This is a genomic window from Nonomuraea longispora, from assembly GCF_004348345.1.
GTDB lineage: Bacteria > Actinomycetota > Actinomycetes > Streptosporangiales > Streptosporangiaceae > Nonomuraea > Nonomuraea longispora.
The window spans coordinates 20,332-40,976 of the sequence record NZ_SMJZ01000001.1 but is presented as its reverse complement, the minus strand read 5'-3'; the positions used below and the strand labels follow the sequence as shown (position 1 = coordinate 40,976).

Sequence of the window (20,645 nt, the reverse complement as noted above, 5' to 3'; positions counted from 1 at the left end):
GAAATCAGGCGCCGAGTTGTGCCAGGAGCCACTTCGGGCCCATGGTCTCGGCTCCCAGCGCGCCGACGCGCTCCTTCAGCCCCCGGTCCGCGGTGACGACGACCACACGCTCCCACGGCCTGGCCCTGCGTACGACGTCGACGATCGCGTCGTCGCCGCTGCCGGTCGCCGCCACCACCTGGATGCCGGGCACGTCCGGCGCGTTCCTCGCCGCTCCCTCGACGACCGCCACCACCCTGGGGAACCACTGGGCGAGCACCGGGTGTTCGAGCTGGCGCCGGGAGACGTCCTGGAGCAGGCGGGTGGCCGCGCCGAGCCGGTCGCGCCACCAGCCGTGCTCGGCCCGCGCGCCGACGATGTTGGCCACGTCGAGGACGATGGTCTCGGGTGTGATCGCCGCCTGCACCTCGCCCCACGTCGCGGCGAAGCCGGGGTGCAGGTTCCTGCCGGTGACCTCGGGCAGCGGCAGCCAGCGCAGTTCGTCGCTCTCGGCGTTGGCGGGTGCGGCGGCCAGGAGTTCGGCCGACTCGGCGATCACCGTCTCGAACGCCCACCCGCCGTGGTCGTCGAGGTAGACGCCCTGTACGCGCAGCGCGTCGCCGGCGAGCGCGGCCTCCTCGTGGGCCTCGCGCAGCGCGCTGGCGACGGCGTCCTCGTGGCTGTCGCGGGCTCCGCCCGGCAGGCCCCACGTGCCGCCGTGGTGGCTCCACACGGCGCGTTTCTGCATGAGCACGTGCGGGACGCCGAGGTCGTCATGGTGTACGACGAGAAGCCCTGACGCGCCGTGGATGCCCCAGTGGCGGTGCCCCAGGCCGCATTCGGTCCAGCCGTCGCCGTCTCTGACCGTCATGGCGTGATGCTCAGCCTCCGCCCTTGGAGAAATGCCGGTAGTCCTTGGTGCGACTTAACTGACCTGCGCCGGTCGCCGTCATTCCCGAGGCTACCTGCGTAAGCGCTGTTTGTTGGCGTTGGTCGTGTGAGGCGCGTCGAGGCGCGACGGTCCAGGGGCCGGCCCTCGCGGACCATCGCCGACGTCACCGACGAAGGCGACCGCGCGACCGTGGAGCTCCGCTACGGCCTGCTCGAGCAGTACGGCGCCGCCCCCTTCGTGGAGGTCCTGTACGGCCCGAACTGGGCGCCGCTCGTGCCGTCATCGCCTGCGGACGCGTCCGCCGCGGCGGCGGCGGAAACTCCTACCGCGTCCCCCAGCCCCAGCCCGACAGGTGTCACGTGGCGTCGACCAGTAGCAGGCCGCGCTGGCACCCCCAGCCCCCACGCGGGCGGGGTGCCACAGGGGCCACAACCTTCTGCCCATCCCCAGAGAACGGGGGACGAATCGCGTTCACCCGGTTACCGTCCGGGCATGGCGAAGAAGAAGGACGACCCGCCGCCGATCTGCGGCACATGCAACGGCGCCGGCGGGGAATGGGTGGACCGCAACGGCGACTCCAAGAAGCAGTCCGTGTGGGTGAAGTGCACGGCCTGCAACGGGACAGGACGCAGGTGAGCGACCGCATCACATGCCCGGAATGCGAGGGCCGCGGCGGGCAGCGGTACGGCACGCTGTTCGTGGCGTGTCAGTTCTGTGGCGGCCTGGGCTGGGTGGGGGAACACAACGAGCCCGCCGAACGCGGCAACGACGACCAGCCGCCGCCCCCACCCCCGACCGCGGCGAACCACAAGGTGTGGACAGACCCGTACATCTCCAGCGCGTTCCCGTGCCGCCTCTGCCTGGGGGCGCGGAAGGTGTCCCACGTCGACGAGCAGGCGGGCACGCTGGTGATGGTGCCGTGCAGCTGTGCCACGCCCGGCAGCACGTGAGCGGCCGGCCTCCCGAAACCCGGGGGCCGGCCGCTCGCCATTCCTCACACGTGGTGGGACATCAGCCTGAACCCGATGTCGGCGCCGATCTTCGAGATGTCGGCCTCCTCCCGGACCGTCGACCCGGACATGTCGACATTGACGGTCACGCCACTGCTGGATGGGGCGTCCGCAGACGCCCAACCGAGCGGCGCGGCCCCGTTCGGTATGCCGGCGCCGGTCGTGCCAGGCGCGTACGGGTCGTACGGCGAGGCTGGGCCATGGCCAGGAATCAGGCCGCCGGCCTGCTTGCGTGCCGCCGCCGCGGCCTGGGCCGCCATCTTGCGGGCTACGTCCATCACCAAGGACTGCCTACCCGCCGCCCTTGGAGAAATGCTGGTAGTCCTTGGTGCCCGACCAGTAGCCGCCCCACTCCCAGCCGACCCGGGAGAACGCCTTGACGACCTTGTCGCCCGGATTTATCACACCTTTACCCTTAGTTGGGCGCTTAGTGAACTTCTTCGCATTCTGGTGTGCTGTGTCGCCGCTTGCGGTGACGTACGGGTTCTCGCGGGGATTGATGTCTATTGCTTCCCCGTAGGCGTGGTTCGACCAATTGCTCGATCCGGTGGCCCGGCGGCAGTTGAAGGCCGAGGTGTTGTCGGCGTCGATCGAGTCGTAGTCGTCCGCTTTGTACGCGTCGACCAGCTTCATCTGCCGGATCGGCCAGCGCCAGTCGTACAACTTCTCGAAGACCGTCACGATGTCGTCGGTGACCGTCTTGCGCACCACCACTTCCCCGGTGTGCGGCTTGCCGTCGAACCCCCAGTACGACAGCGTGACCAGCCGCAGGTCCCGGTAGGAGACCGGGCAGCCGGGCTGCCACGAGTGCGGCAGGCGGTCGCGGGTGACCCGGGAGACCTTGGAGTTGAAGGGCGGCGGGCCCGTCGGCTCGGGTTTGGGCGTGACGGCCACAGGCCTCGGCGTCTCGTGTGCCGGGTCGGACGCGGGAGGGACGGGAACGGAGGTCGTGGCCGACGCGCTCTGCTCCTGAGCCCCACACGAAACGGACGCGAGCACCACGAACGCCATGGCGGCAGTACGTTTCATCTGGCCACCATATGCGACGTCGGAGCAGGTCAGGGGACGACCAGCACCGTACGGCGAGCACGTTTGGCCAGCTTGGCCGCCACCGAGCCGCCCAGGCTGGAGCGCGAGCGGCCCACCACGATGGCGTCGGCCTTGTAGGCGCCGGCCAGCGTCTCCAGCTCCCGCGCCGCGTCACCGCGTACGCTGACGAACCGCCAGCGGATGCCCGCGCCCTTCAGCTCATCCCTGAGGTCCTCGGTGAGGTCGGCCGCCGCGTCGGGGATGACGGGCGAGCCGGCGAAGAACCACAGCGGCGGGGTGTAGAGCGACTCCACGAAGACGACGACCAGCGCGGCGTCGTCCCTGCGGGCGAGCCCGGCCGCGTACGCGAGCGCGTTGCGGCTCGGGTCCGACCCGTCGTATCCGACGACGAGCAGGCCGGCGCCGTCCTTGCCGATCTCGAACCGCCCTGCGGGGAGCCGGCCCTCCGACGGTTCCCAGTGCGGGTCCGTGCCACTGCCGAACACGGCGTGTTCCTCGTCAGGTGTCGGCGTGCTTGCCGCGGCGGGACAGCTCGCGCAGCGCGTCCGCAGCGTAGATCACGAGGGACGCGAACGAGAGCATGGCGATCGAGCCGCCGATCCACAGGTCGTTGACGGTCGCGTCCACGTAGGCCGCGCCGCGGGGCTGGTAGCCGACCACGAACGGGGCCGCGACGAGCCACAGGCCGCCGAGGAACAACAGGACGAGGGCGGATACGCCCAGCTTGGCCTTCAACGGTTCTCCTCCACTCCCACCGGGGAACCCTTGCCGTTCGGGCGCGGGTTGTTGTTGAGGTCCTCGCGCAGCGCCTCGACGAGCGGGGCGAGCAGGGTGGCCAGCTCCGCGGACGACGTCTGCGGCGCGGCGGCCGGCACCGGTTCCGGCGACGGCTCGGGTTCGCGCCGCTTCACCTCGACCAGGCCGCGCGCCACCAGGTCCGCGTGGATGGCCAGTGCGAACGCGATCGTCCCCGCGGCCCCCACGACGGCCACGCCGAGCCCGGTGAAGAACTCGGATCGGGTGGTGTCCGTCCAGTCGCCGGTCTCCGCCTGCGTGCCGAGGGCGAAAGGCGCGACCATCAGCCACAACCCGGCCAGAGCGGCCAGTGAGGCCGTGACGGCGCCGACAAACTTGCGAATCATTGCGAGGGTCCTCCCGTTACAAGGTCTTTCTGCGGTGGCGCGGCCTGCGCGATCAGCGCGCGCGAGGTGGGCCGCAGCACGTCCTGGGCGACCGACCTGGCCCGTTCGTGTTCGCTGCGGCCGTCCGGCGGCGCCATCCTGGCGACGGCGGTGAGCAGCGCGGAGCGCTCGCCGTTCGCCCGCTCGACGCGCTGGGCCACGAGCTCAAGCAGCAGCCCGGCCAGCACCAGGTCGTCCTTGCCGAGCGGCTTGGGCTCGGGCGGCGCCACCATGGCCGACCCGCGCAGGGGCAGCTCCTTGAGGAAGATCGTGGCCACGAACCCGAGCAGGGCGATGGGCACGCCCACCATGAACACGGTTTCCAGACCGCGCGTGAACGACTCCAGCACGATGTGCTTGATCGGTCCGGGCAACTGCTGGATGGCGTCGGGGCTGCCGAGCTTGACGTCGGAGCCGCCGGGCAGCGCGATGTTCGCGGCCCGCAACATCTCGGCCATCTCGTCCCTGAGCCGGTTGGTCAGGATCGCGCCGAACGCGGCCACGCCGACGGCGCCGCCCAGCGAGCGGAAGAACGAGACGCCCGCCGTGGTGGAGGCCATGTCCCGCGGCTCGGAGCCGTTCTGGGCGGCCAGGATCAGCATCTGCATGGACATGCCGAGCCCGGTGCCCAGGACCGCCACGTCGAACCCGATGAGCCACTGGCTGGAGTCGACGTGGAGCCTGGACAGCAGGAGCAGACCGGCGGCCACGACCAGCAGGCCCGCGACGGGGAAGAATTTCCATCTGCCGGTCGTGGTGACGATCTTCCCGGAGACCACGCCGGACACGAACAGAGCCGCCACCATGGGCAGCGTCATCAGACCCGAGTCGGTCGGGCTGAGGCCCTTCACGATCTGCAGATACTGCGGCAGGTAGATCATCGCGCCGAACATCGCCATGCCGACGAACAGCGAGGCGAGGCTGGTGAGCACGAACGTACGGTTGCGGAACAACCGCGGCGGCAGGATCGGGTCGCGCGCGGTCCGCTCGGACAACACGGCGAGCGCCAGCATGAGCAGGGCGATCGCGGCGAGGAAGTAGGTCCACACCGAGTTCCACTCGAACTCGTTGCCCCCGAGCGTCAGGAGCAGCATGAGCGCGCTCGCGCTGGCCGTGATGGTCGTCGCGCCCCAGATGTCGATCGAGGTGTCCCGCTTGGCGACCGGCAGCTTGAGCACCTTCTGGATCACCAGGAAGGACACCACGGCGAACGGCACGACCACGTAGAAGCACCAGCGCCAGCCCAGCCAGTCGGCGTCCACGATGAACCCGCCGAGCAGCGGGCCCGCGACCGTGGAGATCCCGAAGACCGCCCCCATGTAGCCGGAGTAGCGGCCGCGTTCGCGGGGCGAGACGATGTCCCCGAGGATCACCTGCGACAGCGCCGACAGGCCGCCGACACCGAGCCCCTGCGCGGCCCGCGCCGCGATGAGCTGCCCCATGTCCTGGGACATCCCGGCGACGACCGACGCGGCGACGAACAACCCCAGAGCGGTCTGGAAGAGCAGCTTGCGGCCGAACAGGTCGGACAGCTTGCCCCACAACGGCGTGGAGACCGTCATCGTCAGCATGGTCGCGCTCGCGACCCACGAATACTGGTCCTGACCGCCGAGTTCCCCCACGATCGTCGGCAGCGCGGTGCCCACCACGGAAGTCGAGATCATCGACGTGAGCATCGCGAGCATCAGCCCCGACATGACCTCGAGGATTTCGCGGTGAGTGTACTGCCGTTTCGTGGGGGCCGCCGTATGTGCCTGGGCTACCAAGACACCACATCCCCCCTGAATACAGTCCTGACCCAACGGAGTATACGCCTGTTTACTAGCCGTGCGGCAAGGAGGGGGTGGCGGCGCGCAGCCGCAGGTGGAGGCTGCGGTGACTAGAGTTCTGGTATGGACGCCCAGGCAACGGAGGCGGGAGCCAGGCCGCGCGACCGTGAGGCGACGCGCGAGCGCATTCTGCAGGCGGCGCGCACGCTGTTCGGCGAGCAGGGCTACGAGACGGTGACCGTACGCATGATCGCCGCGGCGGCCGACGCCAACGTCGCCCTGGTGGGCCGCTACTTCGGTTCCAAGGCCGGGCTGTTCGCCGCCGTTCTGCAGGGCGAGCCGACGCTCAGCAAGCTGTTCGAGGATGGTGCCGACGCCCTGCCGCGCCGGCTGGCCGAATATGCCGCCGAGCGGATGCGACGGCCGCCCGACAACCCGATCCTGCGGGCGCTCGAACGTTCCGCGGCCCACCCCGAGGTGCGGTCCCTGGCTCGTGAGCGGCTCATCACCGCCGTGCTCAACCCCATCGCCGAGCAGCTCCACGGCCCCGACGCGCAGGTCAGGGCCCGCATGGCCACGGCGGTCTTCCTCGGCATCGGAGCCACCCGCCGTCGCCTCGGCCCACAGGACCCCACGCCGGCCGATGTCGACCGCCTCACCGCGGTCTTCGAGGCGTGCCTGGCCGGCTGAAAGTTTCAGCTTCCGCAGCTCCTCTGGCCTGGGATTATGCCGTGGTGATCGATCCGATGTCTTGGTGCGGGAGGTGACGGCTACCTACGATCCGGGGTGCCGGTGGGAGCGCTCCCACATGACGGACGGAGTAAAACCCATGTCTCGCAGGAAACCCCTGCTGGCGGTGCTCCTCGCCGCGGCCGCCACGGTCGCGGCAGGAGCGGTCGTCCTGTCCTCCTCCACGGCCAGGGCCGCCGACTCCGCTTTCTACGTCGATCCCCAGACGAACGCCGCCAAATGGGTGGCCGCCAACCCCGACGACAGCCGTACCACCGTGATCAGGGACCGCATCGCCGCCGTGCCGCAGGGCAGGTGGTTCGCGACGTACAACCCCTCGACCGTGCGCGGTCAGGTCGACGCGTACGTCGGCGCGGCAGCCGCCGCGGGCAAGATCCCCATCATGGTCGTGTACGCCATGCCGAACCGCGACTGCGGCGGCCCCAGCGCCGGCGGCGCCCCCGACCACGCCGCCTACCGCGGCTGGATCGACGAGATCGCCGCCGGGCTCGGCGGCCGGCCCGCGACCATCGTGCTGGAGCCCGACGCGCTGGCCATCATGTCCAACTGCATGAACGGCTCGGAACAGGCCGAGGTCCAGGCCTCCATGGCGTACGCGGGCAGGACGTTCAGGGCCACGTCGTCGCAGGCCGAGGTCTACTTCGACGTCGGACACGACGCCTGGCTGTCCGCCTCGGAGGCGGCCTCCAGGCTGAACGGCGCCGACGTGGCCGGCAGCGCCGACGGCATCGCGGTCAACACCTCGAACTACCGCTCGACGCCCGGCCTGGTGTCGTACGCGAAGAGCGTGATCGCGGCGACCGGCGTGTCCGGGCTCAAGGCGGTCATCGACACCAGCCGCAACGGCAACGGCCCTTCCGGCAGCGAGTGGTGCGACCCGCCCGGCCGCGCCACGGGCATCTGGAGCACCACGGACACGGGCGACGCCGCGATCGCCGCCTATCTGTGGGTCAAGCCGCCCGGCGAGGCCGACGGGTGCATCGCCGCCGCCGGGCAGTTCGTGCCGCAGCGTGCGTACGACCTGGCCATGGCCGCGCCCTCGCCGACCGTCACGCCCACGGTCACGCCGACCGTCACGCCGACGCCCGGCAACGGCGGCTGCACGGCGGCGTACAAGGTGACGAGCGCGTGGCAGGGCGGCTTCCAGGGCGAGGTCACCGTCACGAACACGGGCTCGTCCCCGATCGGCGGCTGGCAGGTCGGCTGGACGTTCCCCGACGGGCAGACGATCTCGCAGCTCTGGAACGGCACCCTGTCCGGCGGCGGCTCCGTCTCCGTGACCAACCTCGGCTGGAACGGTGCCGTGGCGGCGGGCGGCAGCACCACATTCGGCTTCCTCGCCGCTCACAGCGGTCGGAACGGCACCCCGTCCACCCTCACCTGCACCGCCTCGTGATCATCGCCGGGCCCGTGGGGCCCGGCGAAATATCCGCGCTTCATACGATGTTGCACAGAGCCATCCGCACTCCTCGAAAGGCGCGTACTCATGGCTCTGCCGCTGTCCATCCTTGATCTGGCCCACATCGGTGAGGGCGAGACGGCGCGCGACAGCTTCACCGCCAGCGTCGCCCTCGCCCAGCGTGCGGAGGAGCTCGGTTACACACGCGTCTGGTACGCCGAGCACCACAACATGCCGAGCATCGCCTCCTCGGCGACCAGCGTGCTGATCGCTCACGTCGCCGCGCACACCAGCACCATCCGCCTCGGCGCGGGCGGCGTCATGCTCCCCAACCACGCGCCGCTGACCATCGCCGAGCAGTTCGGCACCTTGGAGACCCTCCACCCCGGCCGCATCGACCTCGGCCTCGGCCGGGCTCCGGGCAGCGACCAGCAGACCATGCGGGCCCTGCGCCGCAGCCCCGCCTCCGCAGACTCGTTCCCGCAGGACGTGCTCGAACTGCAGGGCTATCTGACGGGCGAGTCGCGCATTCCCGGCGTCGACGCCACCCCGGGCAAGGGCACCGACGTGCCGCTCTACATCCTCGGCTCCTCCCTGTTCGGGGCGCAGCTCGCGGCGGCGCTCGGGCTGCCGTACGCGTTCGCCTCGCACTTCGCACCCACCGCGCTGGAGGAGGCCGTGGCCGTCTACCGGCGCGACTTCAAGCCGTCCGCGCAGCTCGACCGGCCGTACGTCATCGCGGCGCTCAACGTGATCGCCGCCAAGACGAAGGAGGAGGCCGAGGAGCAGTTCCTGGAGTCCAAGCGGCTCAGGGTGACCAGGTTCCTCGGGCGGGGGCGCACGTTCACGCAGGAGGAGGCCGACATGATCCTGGAGTCGCCGGCCGGGCAGCAGCTCGTGCAGATGGCGAAATACTCCGCCGTCGGCGACCCGGACGAGGTCGAGGCCTACGTCGCCCGCTTCGCCGAGCACGCCCGGGCCGACGAGCTGATCGTCGCGTTCTCCGCTCCCGACAGGAAGGCCTGGATGCGCTCGGCCGAGCTGCTGGCCCAGGCCCACGGCCTGCGCGCCTGACGGTCAGTCGGCGACCAGGCGCATCCTGGGGCCTTCGCGCTCGCGCTGGCGCCGCACCACGTACGTGCCCGGCGCGCAGCCCGTACCTCCGTGTTCGGGATGCAGCAGGTAGACGGCGGCCCGCGCCTCGAACATGCCGATCGCCAGATGATCCGGATCGGCCACCTGCGTCGTCCACAGGCACGTGCCGGGGTCGGCGACGAGTGTGTGCGGGTTGCCGCCGGCCTCGCCGCGCAGCAGTTCGACGCCCGCCGGCGGCACGGGCCGCCACGCGGTGTGGAGCGCGGCCCGGACGGAGCCGGCGAGCATCGTGAGCGGGATGACGATGAGGTCGCCCTGGGCCTGGAGGCCGTCGACGACGGGGATGCGGACCGACTGCTCGAGGTGGTCGAGCACGGTGAGGCCGGTACGCCGGGTCAGAGTGGCCAGAGTCACAGTCATGGTGATCACCTCAGGTTCTGCGCTGGAGAAGGGAGTAGTGCTCGGCGGACAGCCCGTAGGTCCAGCCGGCGGCGGCGATCGGGTCGTCGAAGGCCGGCACGGTCAGCCCGTAGCGGCGCCGGTGGCCGTCGCGCTCCTGTGATCCGTTGACGGCGAGGAGCACCCTCGTTCCCGCTCGCATGTCGTACAGCCGCAGCTCGCAGCCGGGATTGCCGGGGTCCGGTGCGGTCGCGACGAGCCGCAGCCCGGCCTGGTCGACGTACGCGGGCCAGCCCATGTGCTCGATCGCGCACCGCCTGACCTCCACGTTCGGCTCGTCGGCGATGCGCCGCACGCTCGGATCCGTGATCACCCAGGCGGGCACCGGCATGCCGTGCCAGGCGTGCAGGTCCCAGCCGTCGGCGTACCGCACGGCGGGGCCGTCCTCCCGGTGCGGACGGACCTCCCCGTTCTCGCCCCACACCTCGGTGTGCAGGGCGACGGGCCGCTCGGAGACCACGCACGTGTCCTCCCTCGGCCACCACCAGCCGCACGACGTGGTCGCGGCCGTCCACAGGGCGAGGAGCCGGCGCTGCTCGCCGGTGAAGACCGCGCCGGCGGCCCGGCGCAGGGCATCGTACTCGGCGATCCAGGCGACGGAGAGCGTGTCGTACCAGGTGCGCCGGTGCACCGGCGACTCGTGCGCCGCGTTCAGCGGCGGGACGAGGGTGCTGGTGACGGAGCGCTGGAGCGGGAAGTACGTCGTACGGCGGACGATCTGGTCGAACGGCCGCCCGCGTGGCCTGAGCCGTGCGTCGAGCTCATGGCGCAGCGTGGCCGCCAGCGTGGACAGCCGCCTGGGCACGGGCCACTCGGTGAGGCGGTCGATGCTCTCCCAGGCGCGGGTCCCCGGTGGCACGGTGGCCAGGCCCTTCGCGGGCGAGGAGACCCAGTGGAAACGGGGTGGGGGCAGGCCGATCAGGCGGTAGAGGCCCGAGATGGCGGCCTCGGCGGCCGGACGGCCGGCGGGGCGCGTCGACAGCGCCTTGCCCAGCCATGTTTCGCGGATTGCGGCAGCTTCCCGCTGCACGTGGACGCTCACCGGATGCGGGTGGCGTCGTCCTTTCTCACGATCATGGGTTAGATAGTGACAGATCGGCGTCGGTCGTGTCCAGCGGCTAACCTGACCGGCCGCGGTCCTCGGTCATCGAGGGGAGGGGGGAGCCCGCACCGCCTTCGGGTGTCTCGCGGTGGGTGAAGATGTCGATCAGAATCTGCACGGGCATGTCGGCCTCGGTGTGGTGACGGAAGGGCACGCCGGGCTCGATGCGGTAGTGGTTGCGGCGTCCCACCCGGTTGCGCTTGATGTAGCCGGCCTCTTCCAGGTCGGACACGATGCTCTGGGCGGCGCGCTCGGTGATGCCGATCGACGCGGCGATGTCACGTACGCGCATCCGAGGGTCCACGGCGATGGCCAGGAGCACCCGGGCGTGGTTGGTCAAGAATGTCCACCCTGCACGACGTGCACCATCGTTGTCCATGCCTGCGAGACTCCTCCCGATCTGAGATGACCAGCAGCATACGCCGACCCGCACGTCGTTGTGCGAAGTTTGATTGAGGAAAAGGTATTCCGGTATTGTTCTTACTAGTTTACCGTAGAGGTGTCGAGCCGCCCAGGCCCGCAAGCCCGTCATGATCAGGGGGGAAGCGATGTCGCACGCGAGACACACCGTCAAGCCGCGCCCAGCTTACGGATCGCGCCGCCCGATTAACCCAGCTCGGCACGTGCGCCGAGACGGACACACCACCGCAATCGACACCTCGTGCGCCGATGAGGGTGACATGGTGTTGTCAGCGCCTCCGCCCACGCCGGAGCACCTGTTGTACGTGGACCACATTTTGCAGGTCACCTGCACGATCAATGCCGGGCCTTCCGTGATCAACCTCATAGGTGAGATCGACTCCAGCAACAGCGGAGAGCTCCTGCGCACACTGACCGAGGCCCGCTACATCGACGATCATCTGATCATCGACGTCAGCGGCGTCACCTTCGCCGACGTGTCGGCGGTCCGAGCCCTGCAGTCCTTCACCGCAGGCGGTTCGGCCGTCGTCCGCAACGCGCGGCCGCAGCTGAACCGCCTGGTGGATCTGCTCGGGGTGGCCCTCTTCGACTGACGCCGTTCCCGTCCGGGCGCGTCAGTCCAGGCAGAACTCGTTGCCTTCCGGGTCGGTCATCACGATGAACCCGGCGCTCATCAGATCGTCAGGTTCGTGGCGGCGTACCCGCTTGGCTCCGAGCGCGACGAGCTGGTCGCACTCGGCTTCCAGCGCGGCCATCCGCGCGGCTCCCTCCAACCCCGGAGCCGCGCGGATGTCCAGGTGCACCCGGTTCTTGGCCACCTTGTCCTCCGGCACCTGCTGGAAGAACACGCGTGGGCCCCGCCCGTCCGGGTCCTCGAGGGCCGACGCCGTGTTGCGCTGGTCCTCGGGCACGCCGGCGCGCTCCAGGAAGTCCTCCCACGCGGCCTGCGGATCGGCGCCCTCGGGCAGGTCAACCCCGGGCGGTCCGGGGTGGACCCAACCAAGCGCGTCCCGCCAGAAGGTCGACAGGGCTTTCGGGTCGTGGGCGTCGAAGGTGACCTGGATCTCACGGCTCATCGGGCTGCTCCGTTCGCGGCTTTCGTGTGCAGGTAGAGGTCGCGCAGCAGGCAGACCTCGGACATGTGATGGATCAGCTCACGGTGGATGTGCAGGACCAGATCCGCCATGGGCGCGTCGGGGTAGGGCTCCTTCTCGCCGACCGGGACCAGGAGCCCGGCCTCGCCGAGGGCGCGCACCCCGGCCAGCCAGACGTCGAACTGGTTCTCCAACTGGTCGAGCGCGGTGGCCGCGTCGCCCGCGTACTCCCAGGTCTCGTACGACGCCGGTGGCGCGTCGAAGTGCGCCGCGTTGCGCATGGCGAGCACGCCGACGATGACGTGGCCGAGCCGCCAGGCGATCGTGGTGAAGGGCGCGGGGGACGGCTCGGGGAAGGCGTAGTCGATCGCGTGGTCCCCGGCGCCGGCCTGTACGGGCGCCGTCGAGGTGCCGCGCGGCCGCACGCTCCAGGCGTCCGGCACCGGTGACCAGAGATATTCCTCGTCGGTGAGGCCGTCGAGCCTCGGCCGGAGGTGGTGGTTCCAGTGCCACTCCGCCTGCTCGCGCAGTGAGCGGTTCCAGTCGTGTGTTGGTGTGTCCATGGAGTCACTGTCGCCCCTCTAGCGGACAGAATCGGTCCGCTATCTGGCAGGGTGGGACACCATGGACGTGGTGAGCCCCGACGAGCGGGGCACGACCGAGCGGGTGCTCACCTTGCTCGGGCTGCTGCAGCAGCGCCAGGTGTGGACCGGCCCCGAGCTCGCCGACCGCCTCGGGGTCACGCCCCGCACCGTACGCCGCGACGTCGAGCGGCTGCGTACGCTCGGTTACCCGGTGCACGCCACCCAGGGCGTCGGCGGCGGCTACACGCTCGGTCGCGGGCAGGACCTGCCGCCGCTCCTGTTCGACGACGATGAGGCCATCGCCACCGCGGTTTCGCTGCTCGCCGGCGCGGGCGGAGCGCTCGCCGGAGCCGGCGACGCCGCGCTCCGGGCGATGACCAAGCTCGACCAGGTGCTGCCCACCCGGCTGCGGCACGAGATACGCGCGCTCTCCGGCTCGGTCGAGTCGTTCGGCAGGGGACGCACGCCGGTCGACCCCGAGGTGCTCATGACGCTGGCCAGGGCCTGCCGCGACGAGGTCGAGGCCGGCTTCGACTACCCGTCGGGCGACGAGCTGCGACGGCGGCGGGTCGAGCCGTACCGTCTGGTCGCCTCCGACCTGCGCTGGTATCTCCTCGCCTACGACCTCGACCGCGACGGCTGGCGCAGCTTCCGCGTCGACCGGATGACCGGCGTGACGGCACGGACCTGGCGCTTCCGCCCGCGCGCGGCGCCCGACGCGGCGGCGTACGTGCAGGAGAGCGTGGCCAGCCGCGTCTACCCGCGCCAGGCGCGCTTCCTCGTGCACGCCCCGGCCGGCACGGTGCGCGCGCAGGTGTCGGCGTCGGCGGCCGTGGTGCGGCCGCACGGCGCCGAGCGGTGTGAGGTGCTCAGCGGCGGCGCGAACCTCGACCTCGTGCTCGTGCACGTGCTCCTGCTGGGGCACGACTTCGAGGTGCTCGACCCTCCCGAGCTCGGCGTACGCTGCCGCGAGCTGGCCGGGAGGCTGCTCGCCGCGGGCGCTTCCGGCTGACGCGCAGCGTCTGGTCCACACCGTGGCCCGGCGCGGAACGCCCGCCGGTGGGTGCCCGGCGTTGTGCCGAGGGCCTTGAGGAAACGCCTGCGGAGATTGGTGGCCGAAGAGAGACCGACGCGGCGGGCGACCGCGTCCAACGGCAGGTCCGACGACTCCAGCAGGTCCCTGGCCGTGGCGATCCGCTGGGCCAGCAGCCGCGTACGCGGCGCCCTGGTCGCCGCGTACCAGGTGCATGCACGGCCCGGCCGTTCCGTGCACACGTTGAAGGTGTAGCGGAGAGGAAGCCCCGGCCGGTCGATCCCGAACACCTGGGCCGCGCAGCCGAGCTCGAACGTCGACTGCGGCTTCTATCCGGAGGGGTGATCCCCGGCCACCCGGTGGTCCCGGGCGGCCGGGGGACGGAGGTTCCGGTCAGAACACCGTCTCGACGTCCGTGGTACGTACGGTCCACGGCGGCCCGCATGTGCCCCGCCCGGTGAACCGGTAGCCCGCGAAGATGATCGGGCTGGCGAACCAGTAGCCGTCGCTGCAGGTCACCACGACCCTGATCGCGCCGCTGTACACCGAGCAGTCGATGTCGACGTAGTACGCCGGGATCGGCACACTGCGGGAGCACGAGTACGTGGCGTCCAGCGAAGCCCTGCCGTCCTTGTCCTCCGGGAGCACCGCGGTCGACTCGTCGGTGAACCCGCGTTCGGGCGCCGCGGTGGCCGAACCCGTGTGCAGTGCGACGGAGAACAGCAGCGCCGCGATCGCGGCCAGCACGCCGATGAGCGTTCTTCTCGCATGTACGACCATGTGTCGGACCTCTCGCTGGGTTTCCTGGCGGCCGGCCGTGCCTTGTCAGTGACACCTTCGCCGATCCGGGCGGCGCCCGGCATCGTCACATCACGCGAATCTCCGCCGTGGCGACCGGCGGACGCTTGTCACTGATGTCAAGGGCCGGGGATCAGACCAGGCCGTGCTCGGTCCACGCGCCCGCCAGCATCCGGGTGACGGTCGTGCTCAGCACCCGTACGCCGTGCGTCGAGCCCGGCTCGATGCCCACCAGCTCCCGCACCCGCCGCAGCCGGTAGTCGAGGGTGCGCGGATGGATGTGCAGGGATTCGGCCGTACGCAGGCGGTTCATGTCGTTGCGGTAGTAGGCGTCCAGCGTGGACACCAGCTCCGGGCCGTCGCCGAGCCGCTTCGCCGTCTCCCGTAACCACTGGTCCACCTGCGGCGTCTCCACCGCGCCCAGCTCCGCGAACACGTCGGACACCCCGTACGACCTGCGCGGCACGCGCTCGATCGGCGCCACCCTGCTGACCTTCCGCGCCAGCGCGGCCGCCTGGACGAGCGCACGGCGGCGTCCATGGGCGGCGCCCACCGAGCACGGCCGCCCCACGATCTCCGCGACCGCCTGCGCCAGCTCCAGCCCCGACCTCTCCGCCGCCGCCCGCTGCTCCGGCCGTGTCCCGTGATTCGGCACGAGCGCCACGAACTCGTCCGGTTCCTGCCACCCGAACGGCATGCGGTGCCGCTGCAGCAGGGTGCACACGACCTCCTCCCTGCAGGTCTTCGGCGGCTCCGTCGCCACCCGGACCACCGTGACCAGGTAGTGCTCGGTCACCGGAACCCCCAGGCTGACGGCCAGCTCGCCGGCCATGGGGTCGTCGTGCAGCACCATGGTGGCCAGCAGGTGGACGCGCGAGGCCGTCGGCAGGAACCGCTCGTACCCTCTGAAGTAGCCCCGGGTGTACGCCGCCTGCGCCTGGGCGCCCTGCCGGGCCAGCCAGTCGAGCATGCGCATCGTCTCGGTCAGGTCGCCGGGCCCGGCCGCCTCGGAGATCTCCCGCATGGTGAACGCCGCGTGCAACGCCAGCGCGCCGCGCTGGCAGCCCGGCGCCACGCCCTGCGTGCCGCGCTGCTCGCCGACCGACTCGATGAAGGCCAGGTCAGTCTCCAGCAGCGGCTCGCCGGAGGCGGCCAGCTCGGCCGTGCGCTGCCGTACGACGACCGCGAACTCCATCATCGACGCCCGCGCCCGGGACTCGATCGCCTGGAAACCGGCGATCTCGCCGACACAGGCGTCCACCACTCTCCTCGCGTTGTCGTCGACCCGGCTTTTGAGCATGCCGAAGAGGTTGCCGCCCATGATGAATTCTCCCCGTGACGTCGCCGTTGGTCATGTCTCCCTGAACCGCGCGCCCGGTATTCGTCGGCCGGACGCTTTCGTATCAGTGGGATTTTTCCGATGTCGTCACGCGGTTCGCGGACAATGGCATGTCACCAGGTCAGGATGGTTTGTGAACCGGTGAAACTTTCACTCGGCCGGCGATTCGTGACGGCCGAAACCATCACGCACGATCACCATGCGAATGCTTTCCGCCCAAACGGTTACGCGGGCTGCGATAAATGATTTCCGGAGCCTTCACTCAGGGTGAGGATCCGGATTACTCGCGTACGGTTCCGGTAGCGGTCCTCGCACTCCCGCACCCGTATCGTCGAGGCCAGGATGTCCATGAGCTACCAGGCGTTCGTCGAACTCGCCGCCGCCGATCCCGCCGTTGTCGGGCTCGTACTCACGAGTGCTACGCCCTCGCCCGCGCCACGGTCGTGCTCGACCGGCTCGACGGCGGACATCGCCCGCATCCTGGCGGCCAAGGCGCGGCTCGGCGCCGGCGAGGCGTTCCGCGACTGCGGCGAATGGCTCGACGCCTATGCCAACTCCCTGCGGCGCCTCTTCGCGCAGGTCGAGGCGGCGGCGCGGCGGGCCGGGCACGGCGAGGTGCTGGACGCGAGGATCTCGATCTGGTGCGACCGCTGTAGGCGACGGGCCGTTCGCGGCGGTCGTTCGGGGCCCAGGACGCAACCCAACCTTTACCGAAAAGTGCCATTCCTGTAACCCATGACGGACGTCCGTCAGATTTGACTGATGTCCCAACACGGCAAATAGTCGCAAAACGGTCTTAACGGACAGGTTAGCAGTGCGCCGGTGGGAGTGGTGTGGTGAAGGTGGAGGAACGCTCGGCTGACGCCATCCTCGAGGTGCTCGCAGGAGCGCCGGAGCCGTTGGGCGCGCGGCAGGTGCTGCAGGTGCTCAAGCAGGGCACCGGCCTGGACATCAGCGAGGCCACCGTCGCCCGGCGGCTGCGGCTGCTGGACCGGCGCGGGCTCACCGTGGCCGCGGGAACCAAGGGCAGGATGCTCACCTCGGCCGGCCGCCAGCACGTCGCCGTCGTGTTGCGCGGGCGGACCACCGCCACCCGGTTCCTGGAAGGCACGCAGGTGCGTACGTCGGAAGGACTGATCGACCTGCTGCGCGCACGGCGGACGGTGGAGCCGGAGGCGGCCAGGGAGGCGGCGCTCTGTCAGGACCACAGGTCCTCGGCGCAGGCGCTCACCCTGCTGGTCGAGCGGCACGGCAGGCACTACGCCGACGTGCACGAGGTGCCGCGCGACATCGCGCTGACCTTCCATCGCCGGGTGGCCAGGTGCACCCGCAATCCCATCGTCAAGGCCATGCTCGACGTCGTTCTCGATCCGGCGCTGGACCGTCTGGAGGCGGCCCTGGACGTCGTGCTCGACTCGCACCGCTCCGGCGAGGTCACGGTCGTCGAGCACCAGCGGATCGCCGACGCGATCGGCGTGGGTCGGCCGGACGCGGCGGAGGAGGCGATGCGCGCCCACATGGATCGGCTGCTGGACGAGGCCGGCCGCTTCCTCACCGAAGAGACCGCCCCCATCGTCGAGCGGCTGCTGACCTGGGGCATGCCCGGACCTACCGGACACGACACGCACGGAGGGCTGGAGCCGGATGCCGATCATTGAGTTCACCGGCGTACGGAAGTCGTACGGCGACCTCGCGGTGCTGAACGGCATCGACCTGTCGGTCACCGAAGGAGAGGTGGTGGTCCTGCTCGGCCCGTCGGGTTCGGGCAAGAGCACGCTGCTGCGCTGCATCAACGCCCTGGAGGACGTCTCCGGCGGCACGATCGTGGTCAACGGCCGCGATCCACACGACAGGGCCACGAACCTGAACGAGCTGCGCAGCGGAGTGGGGTTCGTCTTCCAGCACTTCAACCTGTACCCGCACATGACGGTGGCACAGAACATCATGCTCGCCCCCGTCAGGGTGAAGAAGCTTCCCAAGGACGCGGCCCGCCGCCGGGCGATGGCACTGCTGGAACGGGTCGGCATACCGGAGAAGGCCGACAGCCTGCCCACGCAGCTCTCCGGCGGGCAGCAGCAGCGGGTGGCGATCGCCCGCGCCCTGGCCATGGACCCCGCGATCATGCTGTTCGACGAGCCGACCAGCGCCCTGGACCCGGAAATGATCCAGGAGGTCCTGGAGGTCATGGTCGACCTGGCCGGCAGCGGGATGACCATGGTCGTGGTCACGCACGAGATGGGTTTCGCGCGCAAGGTGGCCGACCGGGTCGTGTTCATGGACGCCGGGCGCGTCGTGGAGAGCGCCGCGCCCGATGACTTCTTCGCCAGCCCGTCGACCGAGAGGGCCCAGGAGTTCCTGCGCCGGGTCACACATATCTGACGAAGAGGTGTCTGTACGGATGAAACGGGTCGTGTGCCTGGCGCTCGCGCTGCTGCTGCTCACCGCCTGCGGCGACCGCCCCAGGGCGGGACTGTCCCCGGTGGCGGGGACCAAGGGCGGCACCGGGGTGAACTCGCTCGAAAAGATCAGGAAACGCGGGGAGATCGTGTTCGGGGTCAAGTTCGACACCCCGCCGTTCGGATCGATCGGGCAGGGCGCGACCGAGCCGGAGGGCTTCGAGATCGATCTCGCCACGGAGGTCGCCGAGCGGCTGAAGGTAAGGCCGAGGTTCGTCGAGGTCAACCCGAAGAACCGGGTGGCCAACCTGGACAGCGGAAAGATCGACGTGATCACCGCGACCATGATCGCGACTCGGGCGCGCGACAAGGCGATCGACTTCTCCGAGCCGTACTTCGAGGACGACCAGCGCCTGATGGTGCGCGGCGACTCCGAGATCACCGGTGTAGGCCAGCTCGACGGCAGAACCGTGGCGCTGGTCCAGGGCTCCACGGAGGAGAGTGTGCTGCGGGACAAGGCGCCGGGCGCGAAGATCCTCAGCTTCCAGTCCTGGCCCACGGCCCTGCAGTCGCTGCTGCGCGGCGACGCCGACGCCGTCAGCACCACGGTCGGCATTCTCACCGGCCTGAAGTCGGCCGCCGACAAGGCGGGCGAGAAGGTCAAGATCGTCAGCCCGGGGATCGCTCAGGGACCGCTCGCCATGGGGTTCCGCCAGGGTGACGCCGCTCTGCGCGACGAGGTCAACGCCGCGCTGATGGGCATGGCCGAGGACGGCGCCTACGACCGCATCTACACCAAGTGGTGGGGCAAGGTGCTGCCCGAGCCGTACAAGATCCGCGTCCTTCCCTCGGGGTCGTGAGCCATGTTCAACGACCTCAGCTGGAGCGTGGTGCTCGACGATCCCGGCAGGAGCTTCCTGCTGCACGGCGCCTGGGTGAGCCTGCAACTCGCCGTGCTCGCCATCATCGGCTCCACGGTGGTGGGCACGCTGGTGGCGCTCGGCCGGGTGTCCACCGCGCCCGCGCTCGCGCCGCTGCGCTGGTTGCTGTCCGCCTACGTCGAGTTCTTCCGTAACGTGCCGCTGCTCGTGCAACTGGTCTTCTGGAGCTTCGGCATGTTCAGCCTGGACCTCGTCAGGGCCGCCGCCGCGCCGCTGAATCCGGTGTACTCCAACCAGTTCCTCGCCGGGCTGCTCGGCCTGACCATCTACACCTCGGCGTACGTCGCGGAGGCGCTGCGCAGCGGGATCCAGTCGGTGCCCAGAGGGCAACTGGAGGCGGCCAGGGCCGGCGGCCTCGGCTACTGGGCGGCGATGCGCGCGGTGGTGCTGCCGCAGGCGTTCGCGCTGGCGTTCCCCGCGATCGGCAACCAGTACATCAGCGCCACCAAGAACACCTCCGTGGTCATGGCCATCGGCGTCACCGACGTCGTCTTCCAGGCCCAGCAGATCGAATCGGCCACCTTCGCCGCGTTCGAGGCGTACACCGCCGCACTCGTCATCTTCGTCGTGATCTGCCTGGCCGAGTCCGCGCTGCTGGCTCTCGTCGTCCGCGGCATGCTGACCAGAGTCCGGCCGGGCGTCAGGACCGCGGCCCCGACACCGGCGTTGGAGTCGTGACCATGGGCGCGATCACCGACAACCTTCCGTTCATGCTGGCCGGCCTCTGGGAGACGGCGAAGCTCGCGGTGCTGGCCATCGTGCTGAGCGCCGTGCTCGGCGTGCTGGTGGGCGCGATGCGCTCGGCCCGCTCACGGCTCGTCCGGTGGCCGGCGATCGGCTACATCCAGCTCATCCGCAGCGCGCCGCTGATCGTCTTCATCCTCTACTGCTATTTCGTCCTGTCCGATCTCGGCTTCGACCTCACCCCGTTCTGGGCGGGCGTGGTCGCGCTGGGCGTGTTCACCAGCGCCTATCTGGCGGAGATCGTGCACGCGGGCATCGCGTCCGTGCCGCGCGGGCAATGGGAGGCCGCCCGCGCCTGCGGCCTGTCCCAGGCGATCACGATGCGCGACGTGGTGCTGCCCCAGGCGCTGCGCCGCATGGCTCCGGCGCTGGTGTCGGAGTTCATCAAGCTGATCAAGGACACATCGCTGGTGTCGATCATCGGCGTCTTCGAGTTCTTCCACCGGGTCGAGGTCACCAACTCCCGGCTGCTCACCGAGCCGTTCGCGGTGCTCGGCTTCGCCGCCGTCTGCTACTTCGTCCTCAACTACGGCCTCAGCCGCTTCGCTCGCCGTCTTGAGCTGCGACTGGACGCCTGACGCACCACCAACAAGAAGGAATATCACGCATC

At 70.2% G+C, this 20,645-nt stretch carries 27 protein-coding genes and 1 pseudogene; 13 read left to right on the top strand and 15 right to left on the bottom strand.

Annotated elements, in window-relative coordinates; genetic code table 11:
- Positions 1-4: 4 nt before the first annotated feature.
- Entirely contained in the window at positions 5-850 is an 846-nt protein-coding gene (locus E1267_RS00275) for an NUDIX hydrolase (RefSeq protein ID WP_132328401.1), read from the bottom strand.
- 513 nt (positions 851-1,363) lie between these two features.
- On the opposite strand from E1267_RS00275, the gene E1267_RS43955 reads away from it, so the two are divergent.
- Together E1267_RS43955 and E1267_RS00270 are read left to right on the top strand one after the other, a co-directional pair.
- Positions 1,364-1,507: a hypothetical protein gene (locus tag E1267_RS43955; RefSeq protein ID WP_165959399.1), complete on the top strand. Its 144-nt coding sequence runs from the start codon at positions 1,364-1,366 to the stop codon at positions 1,505-1,507.
- The gene (locus E1267_RS00270; RefSeq protein ID WP_132328399.1) at positions 1,504-1,821 is read left to right on the top strand and encodes a hypothetical protein; all 318 of its coding nucleotides are present in this window, start codon (positions 1,504-1,506) and stop codon (positions 1,819-1,821) included. Before E1267_RS43955 ends, E1267_RS00270 begins: the two co-directional genes overlap by 4 nt.
- 44 nt (positions 1,822-1,865) lie before the next feature.
- Here the strand turns inward: E1267_RS00270 and E1267_RS00265 are convergent, their stop codons facing one another.
- The 6 genes from E1267_RS00265 to E1267_RS00240 are packed head-to-tail and all read right to left on the bottom strand — an operon-like array spanning position 1,866 to position 5,878.
- A complete protein-coding gene (locus E1267_RS00265) occupies positions 1,866-2,162 on the bottom strand; it encodes a hypothetical protein (protein WP_132328397.1) in 297 nt (98 codons plus the stop codon).
- A 10-nt stretch (positions 2,163-2,172) separates the two neighbouring features.
- Positions 2,173-2,910: a M15 family metallopeptidase gene (locus E1267_RS00260; protein ID WP_246063298.1), complete on the bottom strand. Its 738-nt coding sequence runs from the start codon at positions 2,908-2,910 to the stop codon at positions 2,173-2,175.
- A 29-nt stretch (positions 2,911-2,939) separates the two neighbouring features.
- The gene (locus E1267_RS00255) at positions 2,940-3,416 is read right to left on the bottom strand and encodes a universal stress protein (RefSeq protein WP_165959398.1); all 477 of its coding nucleotides are present in this window, start codon (positions 3,414-3,416) and stop codon (positions 2,940-2,942) included.
- 13 nt (positions 3,417-3,429) lie between these two features.
- Positions 3,430-3,666 carry an SPW repeat protein gene (locus tag E1267_RS00250; protein WP_132328393.1) on the bottom strand — a complete coding sequence of 79 codons (237 nt, stop codon included), beginning with the start codon at positions 3,664-3,666 and terminating at the stop codon, positions 3,430-3,432.
- Positions 3,663-4,073, bottom strand: coding sequence for a hypothetical protein (locus E1267_RS00245; protein ID WP_132328391.1), 411 nt, complete (start codon positions 4,071-4,073; stop codon positions 3,663-3,665). Before E1267_RS00245 ends, E1267_RS00250 begins: the two co-directional genes overlap by 4 nt.
- Positions 4,070-5,878: an MDR family MFS transporter gene (locus E1267_RS00240; RefSeq protein ID WP_132328390.1), complete on the bottom strand. Its 1,809-nt coding sequence runs from the start codon at positions 5,876-5,878 to the stop codon at positions 4,070-4,072. Before E1267_RS00240 ends, E1267_RS00245 begins: the two co-directional genes overlap by 4 nt.
- 126 nt (positions 5,879-6,004) lie before the next feature.
- Between E1267_RS00240 and E1267_RS00235 the strand changes: the two genes are divergently transcribed.
- From E1267_RS00235 to E1267_RS00225, 3 genes are all read left to right on the top strand, one after another.
- Positions 6,005-6,571: a TetR/AcrR family transcriptional regulator gene (locus tag E1267_RS00235; RefSeq protein ID WP_132328388.1), complete on the top strand. Its 567-nt coding sequence runs from the start codon at positions 6,005-6,007 to the stop codon at positions 6,569-6,571.
- A 139-nt stretch (positions 6,572-6,710) separates the two neighbouring features.
- Complete coding sequence (locus tag E1267_RS00230) at positions 6,711-8,027, top strand: glycoside hydrolase family 6 protein (protein WP_132328386.1); 1,317 nt, start codon at positions 6,711-6,713, stop codon at positions 8,025-8,027.
- A gap of 90 nt (positions 8,028-8,117) precedes the next feature.
- Positions 8,118-9,104 (top strand): LLM class flavin-dependent oxidoreductase, encoded by a 987-nt coding sequence (locus tag E1267_RS00225; protein ID WP_132328384.1) that lies wholly within the window; start codon positions 8,118-8,120, stop codon positions 9,102-9,104.
- Between the two features lie 3 nt (positions 9,105-9,107).
- Here E1267_RS00225 and E1267_RS00220 read toward each other — a convergent pair whose 3' ends face one another.
- The 3 genes from E1267_RS00220 to E1267_RS00210 form a co-directional block, all read right to left on the bottom strand.
- Complete coding sequence (locus E1267_RS00220; protein ID WP_132328382.1) at positions 9,108-9,545, bottom strand: hypothetical protein; 438 nt, start codon at positions 9,543-9,545, stop codon at positions 9,108-9,110.
- A 10-nt stretch (positions 9,546-9,555) separates the two neighbouring features.
- Positions 9,556-10,626, bottom strand: coding sequence for a DUF6745 domain-containing protein (locus E1267_RS00215; protein ID WP_132328380.1), 1,071 nt, complete (start codon positions 10,624-10,626; stop codon positions 9,556-9,558).
- A gap of 76 nt (positions 10,627-10,702) precedes the next feature.
- Positions 10,703-11,026: a helix-turn-helix transcriptional regulator gene (locus E1267_RS00210; protein ID WP_246063297.1), complete on the bottom strand. Its 324-nt coding sequence runs from the start codon at positions 11,024-11,026 to the stop codon at positions 10,703-10,705.
- Between the two features lie 340 nt (positions 11,027-11,366).
- On the opposite strand from E1267_RS00210, the gene E1267_RS00205 reads away from it, so the two are divergent.
- Positions 11,367-11,699, top strand: a complete 333-nt coding sequence (locus E1267_RS00205) for an STAS domain-containing protein (protein WP_165959397.1) — start codon at positions 11,367-11,369, stop codon at positions 11,697-11,699.
- 21 nt (positions 11,700-11,720) lie between these two features.
- Here the strand turns inward: E1267_RS00205 and E1267_RS00200 are convergent, their stop codons facing one another.
- A complete protein-coding gene (locus tag E1267_RS00200) occupies positions 11,721-12,182 on the bottom strand; it encodes a VOC family protein (protein ID WP_132328374.1) in 462 nt (153 codons plus the stop codon).
- Positions 12,179-12,763 carry a DinB family protein gene (locus tag E1267_RS00195; RefSeq protein ID WP_132328372.1) on the bottom strand — a complete coding sequence of 195 codons (585 nt, stop codon included), beginning with the start codon at positions 12,761-12,763 and terminating at the stop codon, positions 12,179-12,181. The genes E1267_RS00200 and E1267_RS00195 overlap by 4 nt, the downstream gene beginning before the upstream one ends.
- A 61-nt stretch (positions 12,764-12,824) precedes the next feature.
- On the opposite strand from E1267_RS00195, the gene E1267_RS00190 reads away from it, so the two are divergent.
- A complete protein-coding gene (locus tag E1267_RS00190) occupies positions 12,825-13,796 on the top strand; it encodes a helix-turn-helix transcriptional regulator (protein ID WP_132328370.1) in 972 nt (323 codons plus the stop codon).
- Between the two features lie 101 nt (positions 13,797-13,897).
- Here the strand turns inward: E1267_RS00190 and E1267_RS47585 are convergent.
- The 3 genes and pseudogenes from E1267_RS47585 to E1267_RS00175 form a co-directional block, all read right to left on the bottom strand.
- Positions 13,898-14,059 (bottom strand): annotated as a pseudogene (locus E1267_RS47585) (hypothetical protein); the annotation flags it as partial.
- 151 nt (positions 14,060-14,210) lie between these two features.
- Positions 14,211-14,597, bottom strand: coding sequence for a hypothetical protein (locus tag E1267_RS00180; RefSeq protein ID WP_132328368.1), 387 nt, complete (start codon positions 14,595-14,597; stop codon positions 14,211-14,213).
- 151 nt (positions 14,598-14,748) lie between these two features.
- Complete coding sequence (locus E1267_RS00175; protein ID WP_132328366.1) at positions 14,749-15,936, bottom strand: PucR family transcriptional regulator; 1,188 nt, start codon at positions 15,934-15,936, stop codon at positions 14,749-14,751.
- 360 nt (positions 15,937-16,296) lie between these two features.
- On the opposite strand from E1267_RS00175, the gene E1267_RS00170 reads away from it, so the two are divergent.
- From E1267_RS00170 to E1267_RS00145, 6 genes are all read left to right on the top strand, one after another.
- Positions 16,297-16,686, top strand: a complete 390-nt coding sequence (locus tag E1267_RS00170) for a hypothetical protein (RefSeq protein ID WP_220449282.1) — start codon at positions 16,297-16,299, stop codon at positions 16,684-16,686.
- Positions 16,687-16,787: 101 nt separating this feature from the next.
- Entirely contained in the window at positions 16,788-17,612 is an 825-nt protein-coding gene (locus tag E1267_RS00165; RefSeq protein ID WP_132328364.1) for an FCD domain-containing protein, read from the top strand.
- Positions 17,599-18,333 carry an amino acid ABC transporter ATP-binding protein gene (locus E1267_RS00160; protein ID WP_181957719.1) on the top strand — a complete coding sequence of 245 codons (735 nt, stop codon included), beginning with the start codon at positions 17,599-17,601 and terminating at the stop codon, positions 18,331-18,333. Before E1267_RS00165 ends, E1267_RS00160 begins: the two co-directional genes overlap by 14 nt.
- Positions 18,334-18,352: 19 nt before the next feature.
- Entirely contained in the window at positions 18,353-19,210 is an 858-nt protein-coding gene (locus E1267_RS00155) for a transporter substrate-binding domain-containing protein (RefSeq protein ID WP_165959396.1), read from the top strand.
- A 3-nt stretch (positions 19,211-19,213) separates the two neighbouring features.
- A complete protein-coding gene (locus E1267_RS00150) occupies positions 19,214-19,969 on the top strand; it encodes an amino acid ABC transporter permease (RefSeq protein WP_132328360.1) in 756 nt (251 codons plus the stop codon).
- Between the two features lie 2 nt (positions 19,970-19,971).
- The gene (locus E1267_RS00145; RefSeq protein ID WP_132328358.1) at positions 19,972-20,613 is read left to right on the top strand and encodes an amino acid ABC transporter permease; all 642 of its coding nucleotides are present in this window, start codon (positions 19,972-19,974) and stop codon (positions 20,611-20,613) included.
- Positions 20,614-20,645 lie beyond the last annotated feature (32 nt).

Bases quoted from the DNA above. Each gene is read 5' to 3' on its own strand.
- E1267_RS00275 (WP_132328401.1), bottom strand. From the start codon at position 850: ATGACGGTCAGAGACGGCGACGGCTGGACCGAATGCGGCCTGGGGCAC.
- E1267_RS43955 (WP_165959399.1), top strand. From the start codon at position 1,364: ATGGCGAAGAAGAAGGACGACCCGCCGCCGATCTGCGGCACATGCAAC.
- E1267_RS00260 (WP_246063298.1), bottom strand. From the start codon at position 2,910: ATGAAACGTACTGCCGCCATGGCGTTCGTGGTGCTCGCGTCCGTTTCG.
- E1267_RS00245 (WP_132328391.1), bottom strand. From the start codon at position 4,073: ATGATTCGCAAGTTTGTCGGCGCCGTCACGGCCTCACTGGCCGCTCTG.
- E1267_RS00235 (WP_132328388.1), top strand. From the start codon at position 6,005: ATGGACGCCCAGGCAACGGAGGCGGGAGCCAGGCCGCGCGACCGTGAG.
- E1267_RS00230 (WP_132328386.1), top strand. From the start codon at position 6,711: ATGTCTCGCAGGAAACCCCTGCTGGCGGTGCTCCTCGCCGCGGCCGCC.
- E1267_RS00225 (WP_132328384.1), top strand. From the start codon at position 8,118: ATGGCTCTGCCGCTGTCCATCCTTGATCTGGCCCACATCGGTGAGGGC.
- E1267_RS00220 (WP_132328382.1), bottom strand. From the start codon at position 9,545: ATGACTGTGACTCTGGCCACTCTGACCCGGCGTACCGGCCTCACCGTG.
- E1267_RS00205 (WP_165959397.1), top strand. From the start codon at position 11,367: ATGGTGTTGTCAGCGCCTCCGCCCACGCCGGAGCACCTGTTGTACGTG.
- E1267_RS00200 (WP_132328374.1), bottom strand. From the start codon at position 12,182: ATGAGCCGTGAGATCCAGGTCACCTTCGACGCCCACGACCCGAAAGCC.
- E1267_RS00195 (WP_132328372.1), bottom strand. From the start codon at position 12,763: ATGGACACACCAACACACGACTGGAACCGCTCACTGCGCGAGCAGGCG.
- E1267_RS00190 (WP_132328370.1), top strand. From the start codon at position 12,825: ATGGACGTGGTGAGCCCCGACGAGCGGGGCACGACCGAGCGGGTGCTC.
- E1267_RS00180 (WP_132328368.1), bottom strand. From the start codon at position 14,597: ATGGTCGTACATGCGAGAAGAACGCTCATCGGCGTGCTGGCCGCGATC.
- E1267_RS00175 (WP_132328366.1), bottom strand. From the start codon at position 15,936: ATGGGCGGCAACCTCTTCGGCATGCTCAAAAGCCGGGTCGACGACAAC.
- E1267_RS00170 (WP_220449282.1), top strand. From the start codon at position 16,297: ATGTCCATGAGCTACCAGGCGTTCGTCGAACTCGCCGCCGCCGATCCC.
- E1267_RS00160 (WP_181957719.1), top strand. From the start codon at position 17,599: ATGCCGATCATTGAGTTCACCGGCGTACGGAAGTCGTACGGCGACCTC.
- E1267_RS00155 (WP_165959396.1), top strand. From the start codon at position 18,353: ATGAAACGGGTCGTGTGCCTGGCGCTCGCGCTGCTGCTGCTCACCGCC.
- E1267_RS00150 (WP_132328360.1), top strand. From the start codon at position 19,214: ATGTTCAACGACCTCAGCTGGAGCGTGGTGCTCGACGATCCCGGCAGG.
- E1267_RS00145 (WP_132328358.1), top strand. From the start codon at position 19,972: ATGGGCGCGATCACCGACAACCTTCCGTTCATGCTGGCCGGCCTCTGG.